Genomic DNA, 18,572 nt, shown 5'->3' on the forward strand with positions numbered 1-18,572 from the left:
ACGCGGCCTACCCGCGGCGTTTGCCTGCCGCCGCAGCCACGACCGCCGCCGCGGCTGCGGCGGAGCCGGCGGCTGCGATTGCCCCGAGCCCCCAACCGGCCGCATCGCTCGTTGCGGCGAGCTTCTTGGGGGCCGGGTAGTACCTCGATGCAGGCACCGACGTCGACGCCGGTGCAGCAGAGGGCGCGCCCGACCCGCCCGTCGGCGGAGCCGAGGCCGGCTCGGGCTGCGGCGCGGGATCGGGCAGCTTCTCGAACCGGGCCGTTACGGTCAGGTTCTGCACGATATGCGAGAAATCGACATCCCATCCTGTGAAGCGATAGCCTTCGGGGGCTTCCACATCGGGCGCGGTTGCTGCGCTGAACAGCGGCACCTCCTCGGTGGCGAGCACTTGGCCCTCCCAGCCTGCGAACGTCACCGTGCGCGTGGCGGTGATGAGGAATGAGCCGTCGTCCTGGAGCGTGCCCACGCGTTCGCCGTCCTCCACGATGGCGGTGTCGCCGCCGTTCACGAACAGGTGGTCGAGCGTCATGAGCTCGGAAAGGCGCGTCGCCCCGAACGGCGCCACGATGGTGTTCGACGTGTAATCGCCGCCCACCGAGTAGCCCAGCACCCGCACGGGGGCGCCGAACACGATATGCGAGAGATCGAGGGTGCCGCCGAAATGCGTGATGTTGCTGAGGCTGGCTCCCGGCTCGAGCACGAGCGTGGCTCCGGCCCAGATGGACATGCTATAAGCGCCGCCCGTGAGCGTGACAGTGGCCGAGGGCAGCAGGTCAAGGGGAAGCGTGGCCTCGGCGATCGTGACGGAGCCGGGGCCGCTCACGTTGGCAGGCCGCGTCAGGTCGAACGCCTGCACCTCGTTGCCGGCACCGTCCAAGCGAAGCGCCGTGACCCCGGCGAACGAGAGCGTGCCGATGCGCACGCCCGAGCCCACGTTGATCGCGCCCACGCCCGCGGCGATCCGCACGTCGCCCATCGCCGCCGAGGCCGGGTCCGCCATGCCGGCGATGGTCACGCCGTCGCCCGTGACGGATAGCACCGCGCCATCCCACGCGTAGGCATCGGCGGGCCCCTCCACATCGAACGGCCCTGCCGGAGCGGCGTCGGCCTGGCCAGGGGCAAGCGCAAAGAGCACCGCGGCAAGGGCGCAGACGACGATCGCAAGCGTGAGCGCACGACGGCGCGGCTGCGGCTCCGGCGCGCGGAATCGGGGCGGGACGAGGGTTTCGGCGGGCATGGGGTCACTCCTATCGCATCGGTTGATGCGACGAGCCTATCACCTGCGCCCGACATCGCCCCACCCATCCGCCAGCCTGCACTCAACGGTAGCAAGGCCGTTGACCTGGCGAACGCACAACGAGAACCCGATGCTCCCGCTTACTTTCGGAAGGGAGCCTCGGGGGATTCAGGCGTGGCGGAAGCGCCAAGGGCACCAGGCGTCCCGGGAGCTTTGGGGGCTCCGGGAGCACCAGGGGCTCCCGGGGCACCAGGGGCTCCCGGGGCACCAGGGGCACTAGGAGCCCCGGGAGCGCTTGAGCTGCCTGCGCCTTCGGGATTGTTGACTACCGGGGTCGACGGTCTGAAGCACATGGGAAAACCTCCTTTTGAAATGAAAGCAGCCTGTCCTCGCCGCTTTCCCTGTTCGCTATTGTAGGGGCGGATGCCATGCAGAACATGACCCTGCCTGCGTGGTTTACCCCACCCTATCGCACGGTGAGAAGAGGGGCGGTTCAAGGGGTGGCACGATGCTGACCGGGAGCGATAACGGGCACCATACGAGGAGAAAGCGCTCCTTTCACGAGCTCTTCCTCCATATGCACGGCGTTGGCGGGGCAGATGCGCAGGCACGCCCCGCACCCGCCGCACACCAAGGCATCGTCCACATAGGCACGGCGCGCGTCCGCATCGTAGCCGATCACCTTGCCCAAAGGGCAGCAGCGCATGCAGAGCTTGCAGCCCACGCACAGGCCAGCATCTATCGTGATGCGCTTTCGCGAAGTGAAATGGGTTCTGAGAGGTCCGTAAGCCATTCATCCATCCAGTCCTACGGCAAGCCGCACGCCGCAAACGCGGTGTCTAGCCGTCTTCCAACGCGCACGCCGCCTGCGCCTCGCGTTCCTTGTCGCGCTTCGAGTTGATGAAGTACAGCACGATATCGGTTCCCACGAAGCAAAGGTTGATCACGTAGAACACCACCACGTAGCTCAAGGACGTAGCCATGAACTTCGAGGTGATTCCGCACAGGTAGGCGCAAAACGATATGCTCAAGAACAGTAGGCTCTTGCCTTTCGCCGTTTTCGAGCGGATCGATTTCACGATGGAGGAAGGCCAGGCGATACCGAAGCCCACCAGAAACAGCATCTCGAAGAATTGCGACCAAAACGTCATGGGACGTCTCCTCCCCCGCCGCGGTGCGTCCGCGCTCACCGTGCCGCCACGCGCTGTCTTTCAACGCTCCGTCGAGGGGGCGCCAGCACCAGCTGCCGTCCCCTCGGTTCCACTCGTTACGGGAGCGAACCACCTCTCCCGTCCCGACAGCCTGCTACTTGCCGAGCGTGTCGTACGTGCACTTGGGATGCTGGCCCGGATCGTCGTTCTCCCAGTCGATCCGCTTGATCTCACGGCAGCCCAGCTTGTCGTACTGGTCGTTGAAATAGGTGTCGCCCTCGATGAACTGGTCGCCCGTCACCGTCACGTCCGTGCGGTCGGCAGGATCGATGCACGGGTAGATGCGGCAGAGCAGGCCGCGGTTCGTCCACGTTCCCGTGGCCTCGTCGGAACCCCTGACCGTGCCATCCACCAAACAGCCGACGTTGGAGATGAACGCACCCTGGCTCCACGGCTCCTCCGCCGGAAGCTCCGGATACCACCACGAGGGCATGGCCTGCACAGTGCCCTTGATGATGGCCTGGTCGACATGGGCAACCTGCTTGATGCGGCCGCGCTCGTTCTCGATCCACACCCAGTCGCCGTCGCGCACACCGCAGGCACGGGCATCCTCGCGGTGCATGTACACGCTGGGATACGGGAAGATGGAGCGCGTACCCTGGCCGGGAACGCGGTTCTCAGAGTGGTACAGGACCGAGACGCGGCCGCCGGTGGTCAGGCGCAGCGGGTACTTCTTGGCAAGCTCTGGATTCGAAAGCGGCGTCTCGGGCAGCTCGCGGTAGTACGGGAGCGCGCTGTAGTCCAGATCTTCCATGAGCGTGGGGTAGATCTCGGCCTTGCGGGTGGGCGTCGCGAAGCCCTTGGTCTGGCCGTTCGGCAGCGTCTCGGCGTACTTGAAGGAGCGGGTGGGACCGGGGAACCAGGTACCCTGCTCGCACAGCGTGGTGTAATCCACGTCGACCCCACGCGAGATACGGTGCTTGATGACATCTTCGTAGGTCTCCCACGGCCAAGCCTCGGCCTGACCCATGCGGATGCCCAGGCCACGGAAGAAGTCGTAGTCCATAACGCGGTCACCCACCGGCTTGGAGCCACGGTCGCCGCACACCACGAAGTCGTTGGAATCCTCGGCGGTGGTGAAGCACGGGCGCTCGAGGGAGTCGCAGCCGGGGATGATGTAGTCGGCCATAGCTGCGGCAGGGGTCTTCCAGTACTCGACGGAGACGATAAGCTCCAGGTTGTTCTTCATGATCTTGTACAGGCGCTGCGGATCGGGCGCCCAGGCGAACGGGTTGGACGACCACATGATCATGGCCTTGATGGGATAGGGATCCCCGAACTCCATGGCATCGTATACCAGCACCGGCGAGCACAACAGCTGATGCAGCATCGGGCGCGGAACGCCGAACATCTTCATGTAGGCGTCGTAAATCGGCTCGTAGCCCTTCCAGCTCATAGCGCGGAACTGGTCGTAGCCGATGTACTTCTTGCGAATCTCGGGCGTGACGAGCTCGGACATCTCCATCTCGGCATCGCGGTACGGGAACGGCTTGGAGCCGTCGGCCTGCACGACACCGGGCTCGCCCACGTACTCGCCGCCCGGCTTGTCGATGTAGTTGCAGATGATACGCAGAATGGTCTTGGTGATGCACAGGCGCGAGGCGTTCGGGCCGGCCTGGTCGCCGCCTCCGAGGCCCCAGGTGATGAACGCGTTGCCGTTGGTGGCGTACACGCGGGCGGAATCGGCGATCTTGTTCTCGGGGATGCCGGTGATGGGAGATGCCCACTGCGGGCTGTAGGGCTCGGCCATCTCCTTGATGGCATCCCAAGCGGTGTAGCACTCGACCGTGGAGCCGTCGAGCAGCGAGATGGTATGGGTACCGCTCAGAGCCGGGTCGACGTCGCCGTCGGCGAACCACTCGTTCTTGTCGGAGTTCCACAGCAAGATGTTGCTGGCAAGGTTGTCCCACACCACGAAGTCGGAGTGCGCGGCGCCTTCTTTAACCTGGTCGGCGCGAATGGTGTGCTTGGTCTTCTTGTCCAGCAGGAACGGGCCGTTCGACCACCACTTGATGAACTCCTCGTCGTACCAGCCGTTCTCGATGACCTCGTGCAGCCAAGCCAGGGCAAGCGCATGGTCGGTGCCGGGGTAGATGGGCATCCAGATGTCGGCAAGCAGGGCCTGCGTGGTGCAGTACGGGTCGATGACGATCATCTTCGGCTTCTTGCCGGGGCGGTCCATCGCAGCCAGGTACTGGCGCCACATGGGGCTTTGCGGGCCATATTTCTCGGAAGCCGAAAGGCCCCACACCACGAACGTATCGGACTGGTCGATGCCCACCGGCGAGATGGCCTCGATAGGCCAGCCCACCATGGCCATGTTCAGCGTGTAGTTCCAGCACCAGCAGATGGTGCCGGGATCGATGACGTTGCCCGGGTTGCCGAGGTTGTTGAAGAAGCGGGTGCGCGCCCACAGGTGGTCGGAGCGGTACGTGCCCTCGGAAGAGACCAACGTCTCGGGGCCGTACTTGTCGATAAGCGCCTGCAGCTTGTCGGCGATCTCGTCCATCGCCTGCTCGTAGGGGATCTCCTCCCATTTGTCCTCGCCGCGCTCGCCGGCACGCTTCAGAGCATGGTTGATGCGCTTGGGATGGTAGTGCATCTGGATGGCCTTCTGGCCGCGCTCGCCCATGCGGTCGCACAGCACCGTACCCTCTTTCCAATTGCCGCGAATCTCCACCACGCGGTCGGTCTTGGTGTCGGCGCCGATGACGATGCCGCAGTTCATGTGGCAGTAGAAGCAGCGGGAATACGTCCATTGGACACCGGTCTCGTCGATGTACTTGTTCGGCATGTCGGCAGGAAGCTTGACCTCGACCCGTTCGGTCTTCTTAAGTTCCATTGAAGCCCCTCTCGAATAGTCTGTGCGGGGCATTCTCCCAGCCCCGCGAAAGTCACATGCGAGCAAGCCCGGGTTCCGCTCGCATGCCGTTGAGACCATTCTATTGAGGGAGGGAGCGGAGGGCATGACGCGCCCAAGGTGGTTTCCCCAGCCTATTCCGGGGAGGGAGCCTAGGATGAGAGGCAGGGTGAGGCAGAGACGTGCCCCCGCCCCCGCCGATGCCGGCTGGGGCGGGGGCGGGGCGCGATTATTCGTCCTCGCCGTCGTGGACGATAGAGAAGGCGTCGATGCGGTTGGTGACGCCCAGCTTGCTGTAGATACCGCCCACGTGGCTTTTCACCGTGTTCAGCGACACGGTGAGCATCTCCGCAATCTCGCGCCTGGAAAGGCCCGCGTCAAGGAGCTCCAGCACTTCGCACTCGCGCTCGGTCAAGCCGAAGCGGGCCATAGGATTCGCCGTACGCTCCAGCACCGTCTCCTCGGCTTCGTTGGCTCCGAAGCGATGCAGCACCGCCTTCGCAAGCTGACGGGCCTGTCCGCCGGATTTGCGCACGTCCACGATCTCGTGGAGCAGCGCGCGGATTTTCCCGCCGGCACGCAAGAAGGGGCCTACCACCTGCTGGCCGGCTTGCAGCCTGAGCGCGCGGTTGAGGTACATGAGCGCATCGGAGCGCCTTCCGCATGCCGCCAAACGCTCGGTCGCCCGAAGGGAAAGCTCAAGCTCGCGCAAGCCGAGCCCCGCTCCGCACGCGCGCTCGACGAGCGGCAGGATGTCGTCGGGGTCGCCGACGCTTCCCGAAGCATCGTCCACGGCAGCGCGCACGGCCAAGCCGGCCAGCTCGAAGTCGATATCACCCCGGCCGATGCCCGCCTCGAGGCGCCTCGCCGCCGCATCCGCCTCGGGGATATACCCCATAGCCAACGCAACCTGGGCTTGCCTGACATGCACGAGCAGGTTGATGCTGCGCGGCACGCTTGCCGTGCCCATCTGCAGTGCCGTCTTCGTTATCAGGTTGAAAGCCTGGGCGTGCTTCCCCGCCGCCGCGTAGTAATGGGCGCGCTCGGCCTCGGCCTCGTAGAGCATATCCACGTTGCGAGACGTGGACACGATACGGTGGGCACGCTCGACGCACTCGCGCGCCTCTTCCAACCGGTCCATCTCCACGCAGAGGTATCCCTTGGAGGCAAGCAGCGATCCGTACGGGATAACGGTATCGGGACATTCGGCAAGCGCCTTCTCGCACAGCTCGAGGGCTTCCTTCAACTCTCCTTGCGCAATGCGCAAGGAGATGATGCCCATGCGGCACATGGCAAGGTAGAAGTCCGATTTACCCAGCTCGGCCATGACCTCCGCCTGCAGATAGTTCTTCAGTGCCTCGTCGAAGCGGCCTCTGCGTGCATACGATTCCGCCAGCGAGTGCAGCAGCAGGCAACGCTGCGGAAGGGAGAGCTCTTCCTCGTGGGAGCGCAGGATAGCCTCGCTTTTGGCCATGGCTTCATCGTGAAGGCAGTCCATCTCAAGGCATTTTGCCCGGAACAGGTCAACCACGATCGAGGCATCGGGTCCGTCCTGACCAGGCTCGTGGGCTGCGGCGCGCTCGAACACCTCGATCCAGCGCAAGCCCTCGTCCGTTCGGGCGCAGATAACGTACCCCCATGCCGCATGGAGCGCCAACTGGGGAGACTCGGTGAACCGAGCTGCCGTGATGCGGCTGATCCAATCGAAGTAGGACATGCCGGTGCGCTGCGATTCATATCCCGAGGCCTGGGCCAGGTTCTCGATGAAGTTGGAATCTGACGCCATCAGCAGGTACTTCGCCGCCTCGGAGGTCATCTGGTGCGCCTCGTACCAGTCGCTTGCCGTCCGGCAGAGCTCAAGCAGATGGTTGGCGTCCATTTGCCCCTGCTTCATGCGCAGCCACCGGCGAAACAGCGGATGGAACTCGAACCAGCCCGCCTCGTTGGCGCACGGGCTGAGAAAGCACCCCCGTATGCGCAAATCGCGCAGGACGAACTTGGAGTCGGTGCGCCCGGTCAGCGCATTGCACAAGTCGGCGCACACCGTATCGGTCAGCGCTACCTCTATCACGAACTGCGCCAGATCTTCGGGCAGCGCATCCAACACGCTGCTGCGGAAGAAACGGTTGAGCATCTGGCCGAGCGCGCGCTCGTCCACCGTTGCAGAACAGTCGATCGACCCGCGGACAAGCGCATCGGCATACGTGCGAACACCGAGCGACCAGCCGTTCGTTATACCCCACAGATCAGCCGCAAGCGCCTTTAAATCCCGCGCATCCAGCTTGATGGGTGTTTCGGAAACGTAGGAGACCCGAGGCGATGTCTGAGCGTCCATGGCCTGTCTCAAGATGGCCTCCACCTCGTCTTGGCTGAAATTGAGCTTATCCGAGGGGAACATGCGCACCTCGTCACGAAAAGCCAAATCGATGTGCTCCCACAACAGGTAGTTTCCCGAGGCTACCACGTGCACCGTTTCGGGGAAATAGCGCGCCGCCGAATTGAGGAATTCCGCTATGGCGTCGGGGGCCGCCCTATGTAGGTCGTCGACGAGCAAAACCACATCCACCCCCACATCGGAGGCGCGTTCAAGCAGGAAGTTGCTGAGCGCAACCCAAAAATAAGTAGGGTTTTCCTGGTAAAGCCGAACCAGCTCGACCATATCGAGCTCGGACCATACCGTATGCAGGGCGGCAAGCACATGGCGCGCCAACCTATCGCAGTCGTCGGCATCATCCACCGACAACCAGGCTGTTCGCCAATGCTCGGCATCATCACCAAGGCGCCGGTACGCTTCCGCCAGAAAGCCGCTTCTTGCCGACCCCACCGGAGCCTCAACCGTCACGATCTTGCCGCTCAAGCACTCGATCAGGCTTTGCAGCGCACCGTCCCGGTCGATGGAGAGAGACGAGCGGCGAGGTGGAGTGATCTTCGCCAAAGCAACGTCATGCGAAACCTTCATAGGTATGCCTGCCGCCATGGTCCTTCCCCCTTGCCAACCCGTGCGCTGCCGGTATCCACCCTGCCATTATGCTACTTTTCCTACCGCCGGAGCAGACCCTGCCGGCATTTGCAGAGAAGCATCTTCAATCAACGTGGAGCACGCCACCAGATCCTCGCTTGCCTTGAGGCGCAAGGCACCCTCGCGCGCCAGGTAAAGATAGCCGCTGCTTTCAACCTCTTCGCGCATCTGGGCGCCCCGGCCCTGCGCCGAAGAGGCGAAGAACGCATCGACGTCGGCGTCGGTTATCTCAAGGCCGCGATACCTGGCCCACGCGTCGAGCGCAGCCCCCTGGCGCAGCTGGGCGCGTGCCTGCATAAGCACCATCATGCGGTACTCCTCCTCGCTCGAGCCTTGCGCGCTCAGAAGCTCGTCGACCGTCGTATGCTGGGCGCGGGCCTGCTCGTACAGCGAATCCATCATCTGGTCGGCCACGGCATCGTAGGCCGCATCGGGAAGGTAGCCCTCGATGCGCTTGGCAAGCTCGCCCGCCGCGAGGAAGTTGCGGTAATGGCGCATCTGCTCCGCCTTTTGCCGCTCAAGCTCCTTGCGGGACAGCTCCCGCAGTTCAACCACGCTGCTGGCGCCGGGAATGCTCTGGGAGATGAAGTCGTCGTTCAGCACGCAGGCCACCTCGCGCATGATAGCCTCCACTTTCACCTCCGCGCACACAGAAGGACCCGAAAGCGTCCCATCGAGCTCCTCGCGCGTCAGCAGCAGGAAATCGACGTGCACCATGCTGCCCACGGGCGCATGGGCAAGCGCCTCGTCGAAGCCATCCGGCATCTGCCCCGAGCCCGCTCGGTACAAGCGGTTGGCGAAGCACAGCTGCTCGAAGCGCTCTCCGTCCTTCAGGCAGTCCATCGATATCTGCACCACATCGCCCTCGGCAACCTGGGTGCGGCTCTCATCGGGTTCGACGCCGGTGTAGGTCTGCGCCACTTCCTCCATCCGCGCATCGATTTCGGCCTCGCTCACCGAAACGGGCGGAACCGCCAGCTCAAGGGGTTCGTAGGAGGAAAGCGTCACGGCGCCGAGGCGCGTCCACGTTGCATCGAAGACTAAATCCCCTTCGGCTTCCAATCTGCGATCGGCATCGAAGATTGGCGCGCCCACCACCGAGTAGTCTTCGCTTTCCGATGACAGGGCAAACGGTGCGACGAAGTTCTTCATGGTTTGCGTCACCAGCGACGCCGCCTCGGATACGCCAAGCGCGCTCTCGAGCAGCTGGCGTGCCGTCTCGTTGCCGCCCAGATCGATGTTGTTTCGCTGGGCCACCACCAAGCAGGCGCCGCGCTCGAGCGACTCCAGCTCGCTTGCAGCCACGCGCACCGTCAGCGTTACCGACTCGTCCTCAACACGCCTGCCCTCAACCCGGATCTCCATGCTTTCATCCTCCTTGTGCGCCATCATGCCAACACCGCAAACCATCCCCGCAGTGCGCTTTCGACGATAGTGAACCCCTCTCACCCCTCCGTACAGCTACTACCCGGGTGGTTTGACAGGGTGAGAGACAGGGCGAGATCGAATGCCCGCAACCATCCTTCTTTTCTTCAGAGTCCAAGAAGGAAACGTATCGCCTGATCACGTTCATTTCGCCCCGTGTTTCACCCTATCATTTCACCCTTTCGAGCGCATGAAGTCGCCCCGGGTGGGCGCTAGGGTGAAAGCACGAGCCATACCGACCAGGAAACGAGGGGGATCATGCGGTTTGAAAACCTCGCCAAACACTATATTCCCGCCCTGCAGTCATACGGGATTACCATCCCCCAAGACGGAGAAGGGCGCTTCATGCTTTTCGAGGAAGACGGGACCATCGTGCCCGAAGTGCGCAAGCAGATAATTCCGTTGGGCGAAGAGGGCTTGATTCCCCAAAAGCTCATGCAGGACGCGGTTTTGCAGTACCTCGACTACCAGCAGCAAGAAGACGACATCCTGGCAACCTACGCGCTCGCGGAGCTTCACGAACGCCAGCTCGATGCGCATCTGGCTTTGTGGCAGACGATGGTCGATGCCGCCAAGGCCGGCCGCGCCTTCACCGATGTCGAGCTGGCCTGCTACGAGAAGGATATCTCCCGTGCGCGCAAAGACCTGAACGCCGCGCGCAGCAACGCGCGGGCCGACATAGCCGAGCGCGCCCAAGCGCTGCACGACCGCGAGACCATACGGCGCTACGGCCTGCTGTTCGACCGCGAGATGATACAGGACATCGATACGCTGGTCGGCAACGCCCTCTCGGCGCGCCCCACCCTCCTCGTCGGCGACAAAGGCATAGCGAAAACCCAAATGGCGAAGTTCGTCATGCGCCTCTACGGCACCGAGCCGCTCATCGTCTCGGTCAAGGGCGACATGATGAGCGACGAGCTGGTAGGGAAGATGGTTCACGATGCCCCCCGCAATACGTTCGTGTTCGAGGAAGGAGCCCTTCCCCGCGCCATGCGCGCCGGCGTTCCACTGCTGCTCGACGAAATCAACTTCGGCGATCAGGCGATCATCGCGCGTTTGCAGGACATCCTTCTCAAGGGCCCCGGCGAATCGGTGTTTTTGCAGGAAGAGGGCATCGACCTGGTAGTACAGCCCGGATTCACCGTGTTCGCCACCGCCAACGAAGCATCGGCGCGATATCGGCACCGCGAGGTCCTAGACCCCGCCATCCGCGACCGCTTTGAGGTCATCGAGCGAACCTATCCCGACCTTGATCGGGATCCCCTGCGCCGTCCCAGCCCCTCCCTGATGCGGCTCGCCCTCTGCGAGGCGGTCGATGCCGACGGGGTTTTCAGCCGCCATCTCGACCGCGACCTGCTGAACGCCTTGGTGCATCTTGCCACCTTGACCGAGCACCTCTATGCCGTGCCGGCGAAAGACGCGGCCATCTCGCTTGAGAAAGACCAAGCTGGCAGCATCGTGCGCGAAGACACCGCCCCTTTGCTGACCGACTGCATCACGCCGCGCGCCCTCAATCGCGCCGTCCAGGACAGCGCAGGAGGAAACCTGCCCGGACGCCACCTTGACCTCTACCTCATCGACAAGCTGCTGCGCACCCTTGACCAAGCAGGATCGAACCATAACGCCAGCCTAGCGCGGCAAGCCGCCCTGCTGGTGGGCATCGACCTAAGCCCGGTTGGCTGAACCCATGGCCACCCGTGTTGAACAGGTGAAGCGCACGGTCGAGCACGTTGCGGCAATCAGCGGGCTCCGCACCGCCACGGTTTGCGTGAGCGCCGAGGGCAAAACCGGATGCCGGCTTACCCGCAGCGGCATCGACCTGCTGGTAAACCACGAGCTCAACGAGGACATTGCCGCGCGTAAGCGTTATGGCGTGCGCGGCACCATCGCCCTTGGCGAAGTCGACACCATGGTTGCCTGCTTCGTGGCAACCCGTGCGCAGGATTTCCTGCTCGACGACTGGCGCCAGCGCTTCGACTACCAAAACAACCTGTCGTCCCCCGCGCAACGCTACCTGCAGACGTGCATCGACGATATGGCAGCGTATGCGCGCATGATCAGCCGCATTCCCTTTGCCAAGCTGCACTTCGAAGCCTACCTCTCGCGCGCGGCGGCCCATGTGATGGCGAGCGAGCCTCTACACATCCAGCTTATGCGCACCCTGCGCCTCTACCTTTTCGAAGACCAGCCCAACGTGGTCGTCTCGCCGCTCATCGTCGAATGCCTGGGCACCGCCGCCGCCATGGACCCGCGTGTTGCCGCACTCGAGCGCCTCCTGTTCGACGAGAGCCTGTCCTACAGCGCCCGCCACAACCAGGCAGCGCGCCTGATAACGCCGCTGTTCACACGCATGATAAAGTTGGATGAGGAGGCATTGAGCTTTTACGACCTGGTGCACCTCTACGACAACGAGCAATCCTACGGCGCTTCCAAAGATGCCGCCAACGACGAGAACGCGCTGCGCCAAGAGGCTAACGAAACCGAGTTCATCCAGGCGTCGCTCGCCACGGTGAACGAAGGTAATATCGACCAGCTGATCGCCGACAACAACGAAGCACCCGTCGAGGCGGGCAAGACGCCCAGCCTCAGCCTGCCCAGCATGTCCGCCGAAGCGAAAGCCATGGCGTTCCTCGACGATGGCCGGGCGTCCTACGAGCGCACGGCAGAGCGCTATCACGACACCATCGAGCGCATTGCCGAGGTTCTCGTGCGCATAGCCACTCCGCAGGAGCAGTTGGGCGTTTTCCGCTACCGCGCCCGACTTGCCCGCAGCGGCACCCGCATGCATCCCAGCACGCTCGTGCAAGCCCATCTCCAACTCGAGTCCGGTTGCGAGAATGCGATCTGGCAGAAGCGGCAGCGGTGCAGCCGCCCACAGAACAGGCAGTTTCACGGCATGGATATATACGTGCTGCTTGACGTGAGCATCTCAATGACAGGAAAAAATGCCAGCAGCGCCGGTGCACTGGCGGTTTGCCTTGTCGAAGGCATCGATCGGGCACTACAGCTTGCCGCGCGCGATCAGCAGCAGGGTGCGGTGGATATACGCACCCAGCTGCTTGCCTTCGGCGAAGGCTGGGCAGAGCTGACGCCCCTGGAGTTCACCCATGATCATGAGCGCAAGCGCTTTGCCTTCAACCTGGTCAACAACCCCACGAGCGAGCAAACCCTGATCACCGCAGCACTCAAGCAGGTGCAGGCCCGCGCCGCTGCCGAACCGACACGCAACATCGTATGCCTGGTGGTGGGCGACGGCCTATTTGCCGACGGCCTGCAGGCCAGAAAATGCGCGATGGGGTTGCCGCCCAACGTTTACCTCGCGCACATCAACATCGGCGCGTTCAATGGACTGCCCCTGACGGGCAACTTCGAGACGATCCAGGATCCTGCCCTGCTCCCCGAGAAGCTGCACCTCGTCTTGGCCCGGCAGCTTGAGCGCCCGGACGACTCCCTCGACGCCCGATAGGCTACGCCACCTGGGTCTTCGGCGCCAGCTTCTCGCTCGACTTCCCGAAGAACACCTCGTACCAGCACAGGAAGCAGTAGATGTTCCAGATGCGCATCATCTTGAGCTTGCCGCGTCCCTCCACCGTGGAGAAGTCGGCCGACTTGTGGTCGTCGAGCATCTGCACGAGGTAGTCCACGTTGAAGAACTCGTGCGCGGCCTCGCTCGTGAACGCCTCCTTGATGCGGTCGTAGTACAGGTCGGTCTGCAGCCACACCGTGAGCGGCGTGATGAACGGCTGCTTCGGCATGTTCGCCACCTTCTTCTGGAAGCCCAGCTTGCTCGCGGCCACGCGCAGCGCGTACTTCGCGTGGTCGTCGTCCACGCGGCAGGCCGTGGGCAGCTGCAGCGCCACGTCGAGCACCTTCTTGTCCAAGAACGGCACGCGCAGCTCGAGCGACTGCGACATGGACATCTTGTCGGCCTTCAGGCAGATGTCGAAGGGCATGTAGCTCACCATGTCAACGTACTGCGTCTGCGTGATGATGTCGATGTCCTGCTTCGCCGCCTCGTCGAAGTGCGGCTTGCACCATTCCCACGGCTTGCAGGGGCCGTCGTAATCGCGCAGCACGTTGGGGATCTCGTCCCACATGTAGTTCATGCTCGCGCGCTGGTAGCTTTTCTCGGGGCCGCCCGACCCGCGCATGGCGAAGCGGCGCCCGTGGAAGGAGGGGAGCTTCTCGGCCACCGCGCCTGCGGCGGCGCGCAGGGGGCGCGGCACGCGGAAGTACTTGCCGAACTCGAACTGGTCGTGGTAGATCCAGTACCCGCCGAACAGCTCGTCGGCGCCCTCGCCCGACTGCACCACCTTCACCTGCTCGCGCGCCAGGCGGCTCACGAAGAACAGCGGGATGGCGCTCGGCGCGCCCAGGGGCTCGTCCATGTGGTACTGCTCGGTGGGCACGATGTCGAGGAACTCCTGCGCGTCCACCTTCACCTGCCAGTTCGGCAGGTTGGCCCACTTCGCGAACTCTTCGGCGTCCTCCAGCTCGTTCAGTTTGATCTCGAAGTCGGACTGCGCGGCGATCTCGGCCAGCTTGTCCTCGCAGCCGATGTCGTAGCCCACCGAGAACGTCTTGATGTCCGGCGCGTGCTGCCCCATGCAGTACGCGGCCAGCGAGCTGTCGATGCCGCCCGACAGGAAGCTGCCTATCTCGACGTCGGCGATCTCGTGCGCCGCCACCGACTCGTCGAACGCGCCCACGATGACGTCGGCCCACTCGTCGAGCGACTTCGAGTCGTCGATCTTGTAGGTGATCTTGTAGAAGCACTCGGTGCGCAGCTCGCCGTCCTCGAACACCATGAAGTGGCCGGGGAGCAGCTTGTGCACGCCCTTGAACATGGTCTGCGAGTCGTTCATGTACTCGAAGCACAGGTACTGCGGCAGCTGCTCGCGGTTGAGCTCCTTCTTGAACGCCGGATGCGCGAGGAACGCCTTGATCTCGCTGCCGTAGATGAGGCGCGCGCCCACGTGCTGGTAGTAGAACGGCTTGATGCCGAACAGGTCGCGCGCGCACACGAGGCGCTTCTTCGGCGCGTCCCAGATGGCGATGGCGAACATGCCGCGCAGCTTCTCGAACACGTCCGTGCCCCACGCCTCGTAGCCGTGGACGATGGTCTCCGTGTCGCCGTTCGTGACGAACGTGTAGCCCATCGCCTCGAGCTCGGCGCGCAGCTCCTGGAAGTTGTAGATCTCGCCGTTGAACGTGACGGTCACGGTGCCGTCGGTGTTCTGCATGGGCTGGCGGGAGCCTTCGAGGTCGATGATCGACAGGCGGCGAAAGCCCATCGCGATGTCGTCGTCCACGAAGAAGCCCTCGTCGTCGGGCCCGCGGTGGGCGATGCGATCGGCCATGTCCTTAACGATGGCCTGGTTGGCCTCTTGGTCGTAGTCGACCGCGGTGAATCCCACGAATCCGCACATGTGGCTGGTTCTCCTTTGCGTGCGTGCCCTTGCGCGCAACGGCGCGGCACGGTTCGTCCGTATCCTTCGGTATGATACGCCACGCGCGGCGAAACCCCAAGAACGGCGATGGAAACCCCATCAGTCCTGCGAAAAGAGCGGATTCTCGTAGTTCTGCAGCGTTGAATAGCGAATCATCTGCGCACACCGAGGATGAACGCTTTTCCGTGCATGCTTGTACGCCCTAATGTGCGAGACGAACCCTTGATGGATGCGCCGTTCCTGACCGCGAATGGCCTCGAACTCGTGCGGCGTGGCCGTGCTTGATGTGAGAGCGAAACGGAAGACCCCATATGGCTCCCTCGATCTTCACGAGCAGAACCATGTACGGTCTGTCGACCTTGTGCTCGATCTCCTTCCAGTCAGGCTCCGCATCGTTTTCGTAGAAATCTTCTGCTAGAAACACCAGCTCGCGTTTCAAAGCAGCCCCTCCCCTAGAAGCGAGATGCCTCCCAGAGGAGGCATCTTCTCAGCGGGCTTTCTTTTGTCTGCGTTGGTCGCGCCCTACGACCAAAATCTCCTTGCCGGCAAGGGCGGCGACGGTCAGGACGAGACCACCACGAAAGCTGCGCATTACCGGTTCATGAGACCTATAATGAGGCATGAACGCCAGTTAGGAGGCCATTTGACCGACGGCGCCTACTGAAGCAGCGCAAAAACGGAAAGGTACGCCGAATGAGCGAGAGCACCGAATCTCAAGAAATCGTAAAGTCGATGATGAACGTCGAAATCATTCCTTCATTCCCGCGAGAATCTGCCAAGGAAAGAGGTCTCTTCGAACTTTCCCTTGCCGATCTGGCCACAGGCGGCATGGCCCTCTCGTCGCTTGCCGGCACACTCGGATCCTTAGCCCAGAGCGCAACCACCGCACGCGAGCAGTTGTTTAGGATCGATTGGCGTGGCTATTCGGGATCTCTTGCCGAGCTCAAAAACGATCCTGGAAAATACCTTACATCCGTCGTAGGTGAATCGGGCATAGTGGGACAAGCCGGCCTCGTTCCTGCCGATGTCGCAAAAGCGGCGAGCGCTATAGACCCTTACATGCTCATGCTGAGCGCAGCGCTCGCAGGTATCGAGAACCAGCTGAAAGATATCCGTGAAATATCTGAACGGATCGTCGATTTCCTGGAAGAGGATAAGAAAGCCTCGATTAAAGGAAACATGAACACGCTCGCCGACATCATGAACAACTACAAGCACAACGTCGGCAACGAACGCTATCGGAGTACAAGGCACCAGCAGGTTCTGGACATCAGACGCGATGCTGAAAAGGATATCGAGTTTTACCGATCAAAAGCAGAACGGAACATGTCCAGCAAGAAAACTATTCTCACGAGCAGCGAGGTTGCCAGCAAGCTCACCAAGTTGGATGGTGATTTCGGAAACTACCAAGCAGCGCTCTATCTCTACGGCTTCTCGACTTTCCTTGAAGTGATGTTGCTGGAAAATTTCGAAGAAGACTATTTGACGAGCGTACGCACCAAACTCGAAAAGTATTCGTTGAGCTACAAGCAGCTTTACACAGAAGCATCCGAGTACATTGAGAGCCGATCTCGCTCATCCGTGCGCGCAGGCTTGCTTGGCGGCGTGGCCACAGCAGGCAAGGGGCTTGGAAGAGCTTTCGGATCTATGCCCGCGCTGAAAAAGAGCCCTATGGACGAACTCCTTACAGACGGCGGAAATGCCCTTGAAGGCATCAAAGACAGGTTGACAAAAAACGATGTTAAGACCCTCGCCAGGCGAAAAGACAGCTGCATCGCGCCATTCCAAAACAATATCGAAACCGTCTTTGCTGCTTTCCACAAACCAATGCAAGTTTTTGCCGACGGCGAGAAGATATTGCTCAGGCTTAACGCCGATTGACGTTGGTCCACAACCCTGTCTTCAACTGCTCCTGAAACGAACGAACCCGCCTAGCCCAAGAAGGCGAAGAAATCGTGCAGCGACCTGCAAGAGCTCCTTGGTGTGGGATAATGCGACGCAGACCGCATACGAAGGAGATTCACCGAACATGACCGACAACTCCCCCCGCATCGCCTCGGCCGCCGACGTGGCGCGCCGTTTGCAGCCCGTCGTGGTGGGCGGCGACATCCTCGCGTACAGCTACGTGCGCGAGCTGCACCGCGCCTACGGCGTGGAGCGCACCATCGTGCTGGCCGCGCACGACATCAAGATGCTCTCGACCAGCCGCTTCACCGACTACCGCCTGGAGCCGAACGTCCACGACCCGGAGGGCCTCTACGACGCGCTCGAGCGCGTGGCCGCCGAGGTGCGCGCGGCAGACCCCGAGCGCGTGCTGCTCGTGCTCGGTTGCGACGACTGTCACGCGCGCATGCTCTCGTCGGGCAAGCCGCGCCTCGAGGCCGCCGGCTACACGGTGCCCTACCTCGACTTCGCCCTGCTCGACGACATCACGCAGAAGCGCCGCTTCTACGAGCTGTGCGAGCAGCTGGACATCCCCTACCCGCGCACGTGGTACTTCTCGTGCGGCACGGACGGCCCCGAGGAGCTGCCGGTGCACGACTTCCCCTACCCGCTCATCGCGAAGCCGTCGAATTCGGCGCAATTCCAGGAAGCGACCATCGAGGGCTGGCGAAAGATCTACGAGATAGAGAGCCCCGAGGAGCTGGCGCAGGTCTGGCGCAGCATCCGCACGTCGGACTACAATAACGAGCTGGTGCTGCAGGACTTCATCCCCGGCGGCGACGATGCCATCCGCACGCTCACCACATTCTCGGACGCGTCGGGCGAGCTGCGCGTGGTGTCCGGCGGCGTCGTGTGCCTGCAGGACCACGACCCCACCGCGCTCGGCAACCCGCTCTGCATCATGGGCGAGCGGGAGCAGGCTATCATCGACGGCGCGCGGCGCTTCCTCAAGGAAGTCGGCTACCGTGGCTTCGCGAACTTCGACATCAAGTACGACGAACGGGACGGGAGCTTCCGCTTCTTCGAGGTGAACACGCGCTGCGGCCGCAACACGTACTATATGAGCCTGGGCGGCCAGAATTTCGTGGAGCTCATCGTGCGCGAGTTCATCCTGGGCGAAACCATCGACTACCGCGAGGCCTACGACCCCTTCGTCTACTCCTGCGTGCCGCGCTATGTGTTCGACCGCTCCATGGAGAACCGCACGCGCCTCCAGCAGGCCCTCGACGTGCTGCGCCGCACGCCCGAGCCCTACCCGCTGCACTACGCCCCCGACTCGCTCGCGCACAATTTCTGGGCGCGCGTCATGCACGTGAACCAGATCCCCAAGTTCAAGCGCTTCTACTGGGACACGAACGGCAAGCAGCTGAAATAGGGGATATCTCGAACGGGGCCATCCCCTTTCGAGAGGCCGCAAAGAGAA

12 protein-coding genes are annotated in these 18,572 nt (G+C 62.7%); 4 read left to right on the top strand and 8 right to left on the bottom strand.

All coding sequences use genetic code 11. The features are described 5' to 3' along the window. Window positions 1-7: 7 nt before the first annotated feature. The 6 genes from BN3560_RS02595 to BN3560_RS02625 all read right to left on the bottom strand — a co-directional run bounded on the left by BN3560_RS02595 (window position 8) and on the right by BN3560_RS02625 (window position 9,695). Complete coding sequence (locus BN3560_RS02595) at window positions 8-1,240, bottom strand: hypothetical protein (RefSeq protein WP_096226923.1); 1,233 nt, start codon at window positions 1,238-1,240, stop codon at window positions 8-10. A gap of 493 nt (window positions 1,241-1,733) precedes the next feature. Further along, the gene (locus tag BN3560_RS02605) at window positions 1,734-2,033 is read right to left on the bottom strand and encodes an indolepyruvate ferredoxin oxidoreductase subunit alpha (protein ID WP_096226925.1); all 300 of its coding nucleotides are present in this window, start codon (window positions 2,031-2,033) and stop codon (window positions 1,734-1,736) included. 46 nt (window positions 2,034-2,079) lie between these two features. Beyond that, window positions 2,080-2,391 (bottom strand): hypothetical protein, encoded by a 312-nt coding sequence (locus BN3560_RS02610; protein WP_096226926.1) that lies wholly within the window; start codon window positions 2,389-2,391, stop codon window positions 2,080-2,082. Window positions 2,392-2,545: 154 nt separating this feature from the next. After that, the gene (locus BN3560_RS02615) at window positions 2,546-5,293 is read right to left on the bottom strand and encodes a molybdopterin-containing oxidoreductase family protein (protein WP_161959456.1); all 2,748 of its coding nucleotides are present in this window, start codon (window positions 5,291-5,293) and stop codon (window positions 2,546-2,548) included. A gap of 247 nt (window positions 5,294-5,540) precedes the next feature. After that, window positions 5,541-8,288, bottom strand: coding sequence for a LuxR C-terminal-related transcriptional regulator (locus BN3560_RS02620; protein ID WP_096226928.1), 2,748 nt, complete (start codon window positions 8,286-8,288; stop codon window positions 5,541-5,543). A 48-nt stretch (window positions 8,289-8,336) separates the two neighbouring features. Next, the gene (locus BN3560_RS02625) at window positions 8,337-9,695 is read right to left on the bottom strand and encodes a trigger factor (protein WP_161959455.1); all 1,359 of its coding nucleotides are present in this window, start codon (window positions 9,693-9,695) and stop codon (window positions 8,337-8,339) included. A 318-nt stretch (window positions 9,696-10,013) separates the two neighbouring features. On the opposite strand from BN3560_RS02625, the gene BN3560_RS02630 reads away from it, so the two are divergent. Then, a complete protein-coding gene (locus BN3560_RS02630; RefSeq protein ID WP_096226930.1) occupies window positions 10,014-11,438 on the top strand; it encodes an AAA family ATPase in 1,425 nt (474 codons plus the stop codon). A 4-nt stretch (window positions 11,439-11,442) separates the two neighbouring features. Beyond that, a complete protein-coding gene (locus tag BN3560_RS02635; protein WP_123649893.1) occupies window positions 11,443-13,221 on the top strand; it encodes a vWA domain-containing protein in 1,779 nt (592 codons plus the stop codon). Between the two features lies 1 nt (window position 13,222). Here BN3560_RS02635 and asnB read toward each other — a convergent pair whose 3' ends face one another. Together asnB and BN3560_RS14245 are read right to left on the bottom strand one after the other, a co-directional pair. Next, the gene (gene asnB / locus BN3560_RS02640; RefSeq protein ID WP_096226932.1) at window positions 13,223-15,184 is read right to left on the bottom strand and encodes an asparagine synthase (glutamine-hydrolyzing); all 1,962 of its coding nucleotides are present in this window, start codon (window positions 15,182-15,184) and stop codon (window positions 13,223-13,225) included. Window positions 15,185-15,407: 223 nt separating this feature from the next. Beyond that, window positions 15,408-15,644 (bottom strand): hypothetical protein, encoded by a 237-nt coding sequence (locus BN3560_RS14245; protein WP_123649892.1) that lies wholly within the window; start codon window positions 15,642-15,644, stop codon window positions 15,408-15,410. 254 nt (window positions 15,645-15,898) lie between these two features. On the opposite strand from BN3560_RS14245, the gene BN3560_RS02645 reads away from it, so the two are divergent. Both BN3560_RS02645 and BN3560_RS02650 read left to right on the top strand, forming a co-directional pair. Further along, window positions 15,899-17,086: a hypothetical protein gene (locus BN3560_RS02645; protein ID WP_096226933.1), complete on the top strand. Its 1,188-nt coding sequence runs from the start codon at window positions 15,899-15,901 to the stop codon at window positions 17,084-17,086. A 148-nt stretch (window positions 17,087-17,234) separates the two neighbouring features. Then, window positions 17,235-18,524 carry a carboxylate--amine ligase gene (locus BN3560_RS02650; protein ID WP_096226934.1) on the top strand — a complete coding sequence of 430 codons (1,290 nt, stop codon included), beginning with the start codon at window positions 17,235-17,237 and terminating at the stop codon, window positions 18,522-18,524. Window positions 18,525-18,572: the final 48 nt, after the last annotated feature.

Origin of the sequence: Gordonibacter urolithinfaciens (assembly GCF_900199375.1) — a bacterium.
Taxonomy (GTDB): Bacteria; Actinomycetota; Coriobacteriia; order Coriobacteriales; family Eggerthellaceae; genus Gordonibacter; species Gordonibacter urolithinfaciens.

What these genes read in the sequence shown, in the direction of transcription:
- BN3560_RS02595 (WP_096226923.1), bottom strand. Translation starts at nt 1,240, where the DNA reads ATGCCCGCCGAAACCCTCGTCCCGCCCCGATTCCGCGCGCCGGAGCCG.
- BN3560_RS02605 (WP_096226925.1), bottom strand. Translation starts at nt 2,033, where the DNA reads ATGGCTTACGGACCTCTCAGAACCCATTTCACTTCGCGAAAGCGCATC.
- BN3560_RS02610 (WP_096226926.1), bottom strand. Translation starts at nt 2,391, where the DNA reads ATGACGTTTTGGTCGCAATTCTTCGAGATGCTGTTTCTGGTGGGCTTC.
- BN3560_RS02615 (WP_161959456.1), bottom strand. Translation starts at nt 5,293, where the DNA reads ATGGAACTTAAGAAGACCGAACGGGTCGAGGTCAAGCTTCCTGCCGAC.
- BN3560_RS02620 (WP_096226928.1), bottom strand. Translation starts at nt 8,288, where the DNA reads ATGGCGGCAGGCATACCTATGAAGGTTTCGCATGACGTTGCTTTGGCG.
- BN3560_RS02625 (WP_161959455.1), bottom strand. Translation starts at nt 9,695, where the DNA reads ATGGAGATCCGGGTTGAGGGCAGGCGTGTTGAGGACGAGTCGGTAACG.
- BN3560_RS02630 (WP_096226930.1), top strand. Translation starts at nt 10,014, where the DNA reads ATGCGGTTTGAAAACCTCGCCAAACACTATATTCCCGCCCTGCAGTCA.
- BN3560_RS02635 (WP_123649893.1), top strand. Translation starts at nt 11,443, where the DNA reads ATGGCCACCCGTGTTGAACAGGTGAAGCGCACGGTCGAGCACGTTGCG.
- asnB (WP_096226932.1), bottom strand. Translation starts at nt 15,184, where the DNA reads ATGTGCGGATTCGTGGGATTCACCGCGGTCGACTACGACCAAGAGGCC.
- BN3560_RS02645 (WP_096226933.1), top strand. Translation starts at nt 15,899, where the DNA reads ATGAGCGAGAGCACCGAATCTCAAGAAATCGTAAAGTCGATGATGAAC.
- BN3560_RS02650 (WP_096226934.1), top strand. Translation starts at nt 17,235, where the DNA reads ATGACCGACAACTCCCCCCGCATCGCCTCGGCCGCCGACGTGGCGCGC.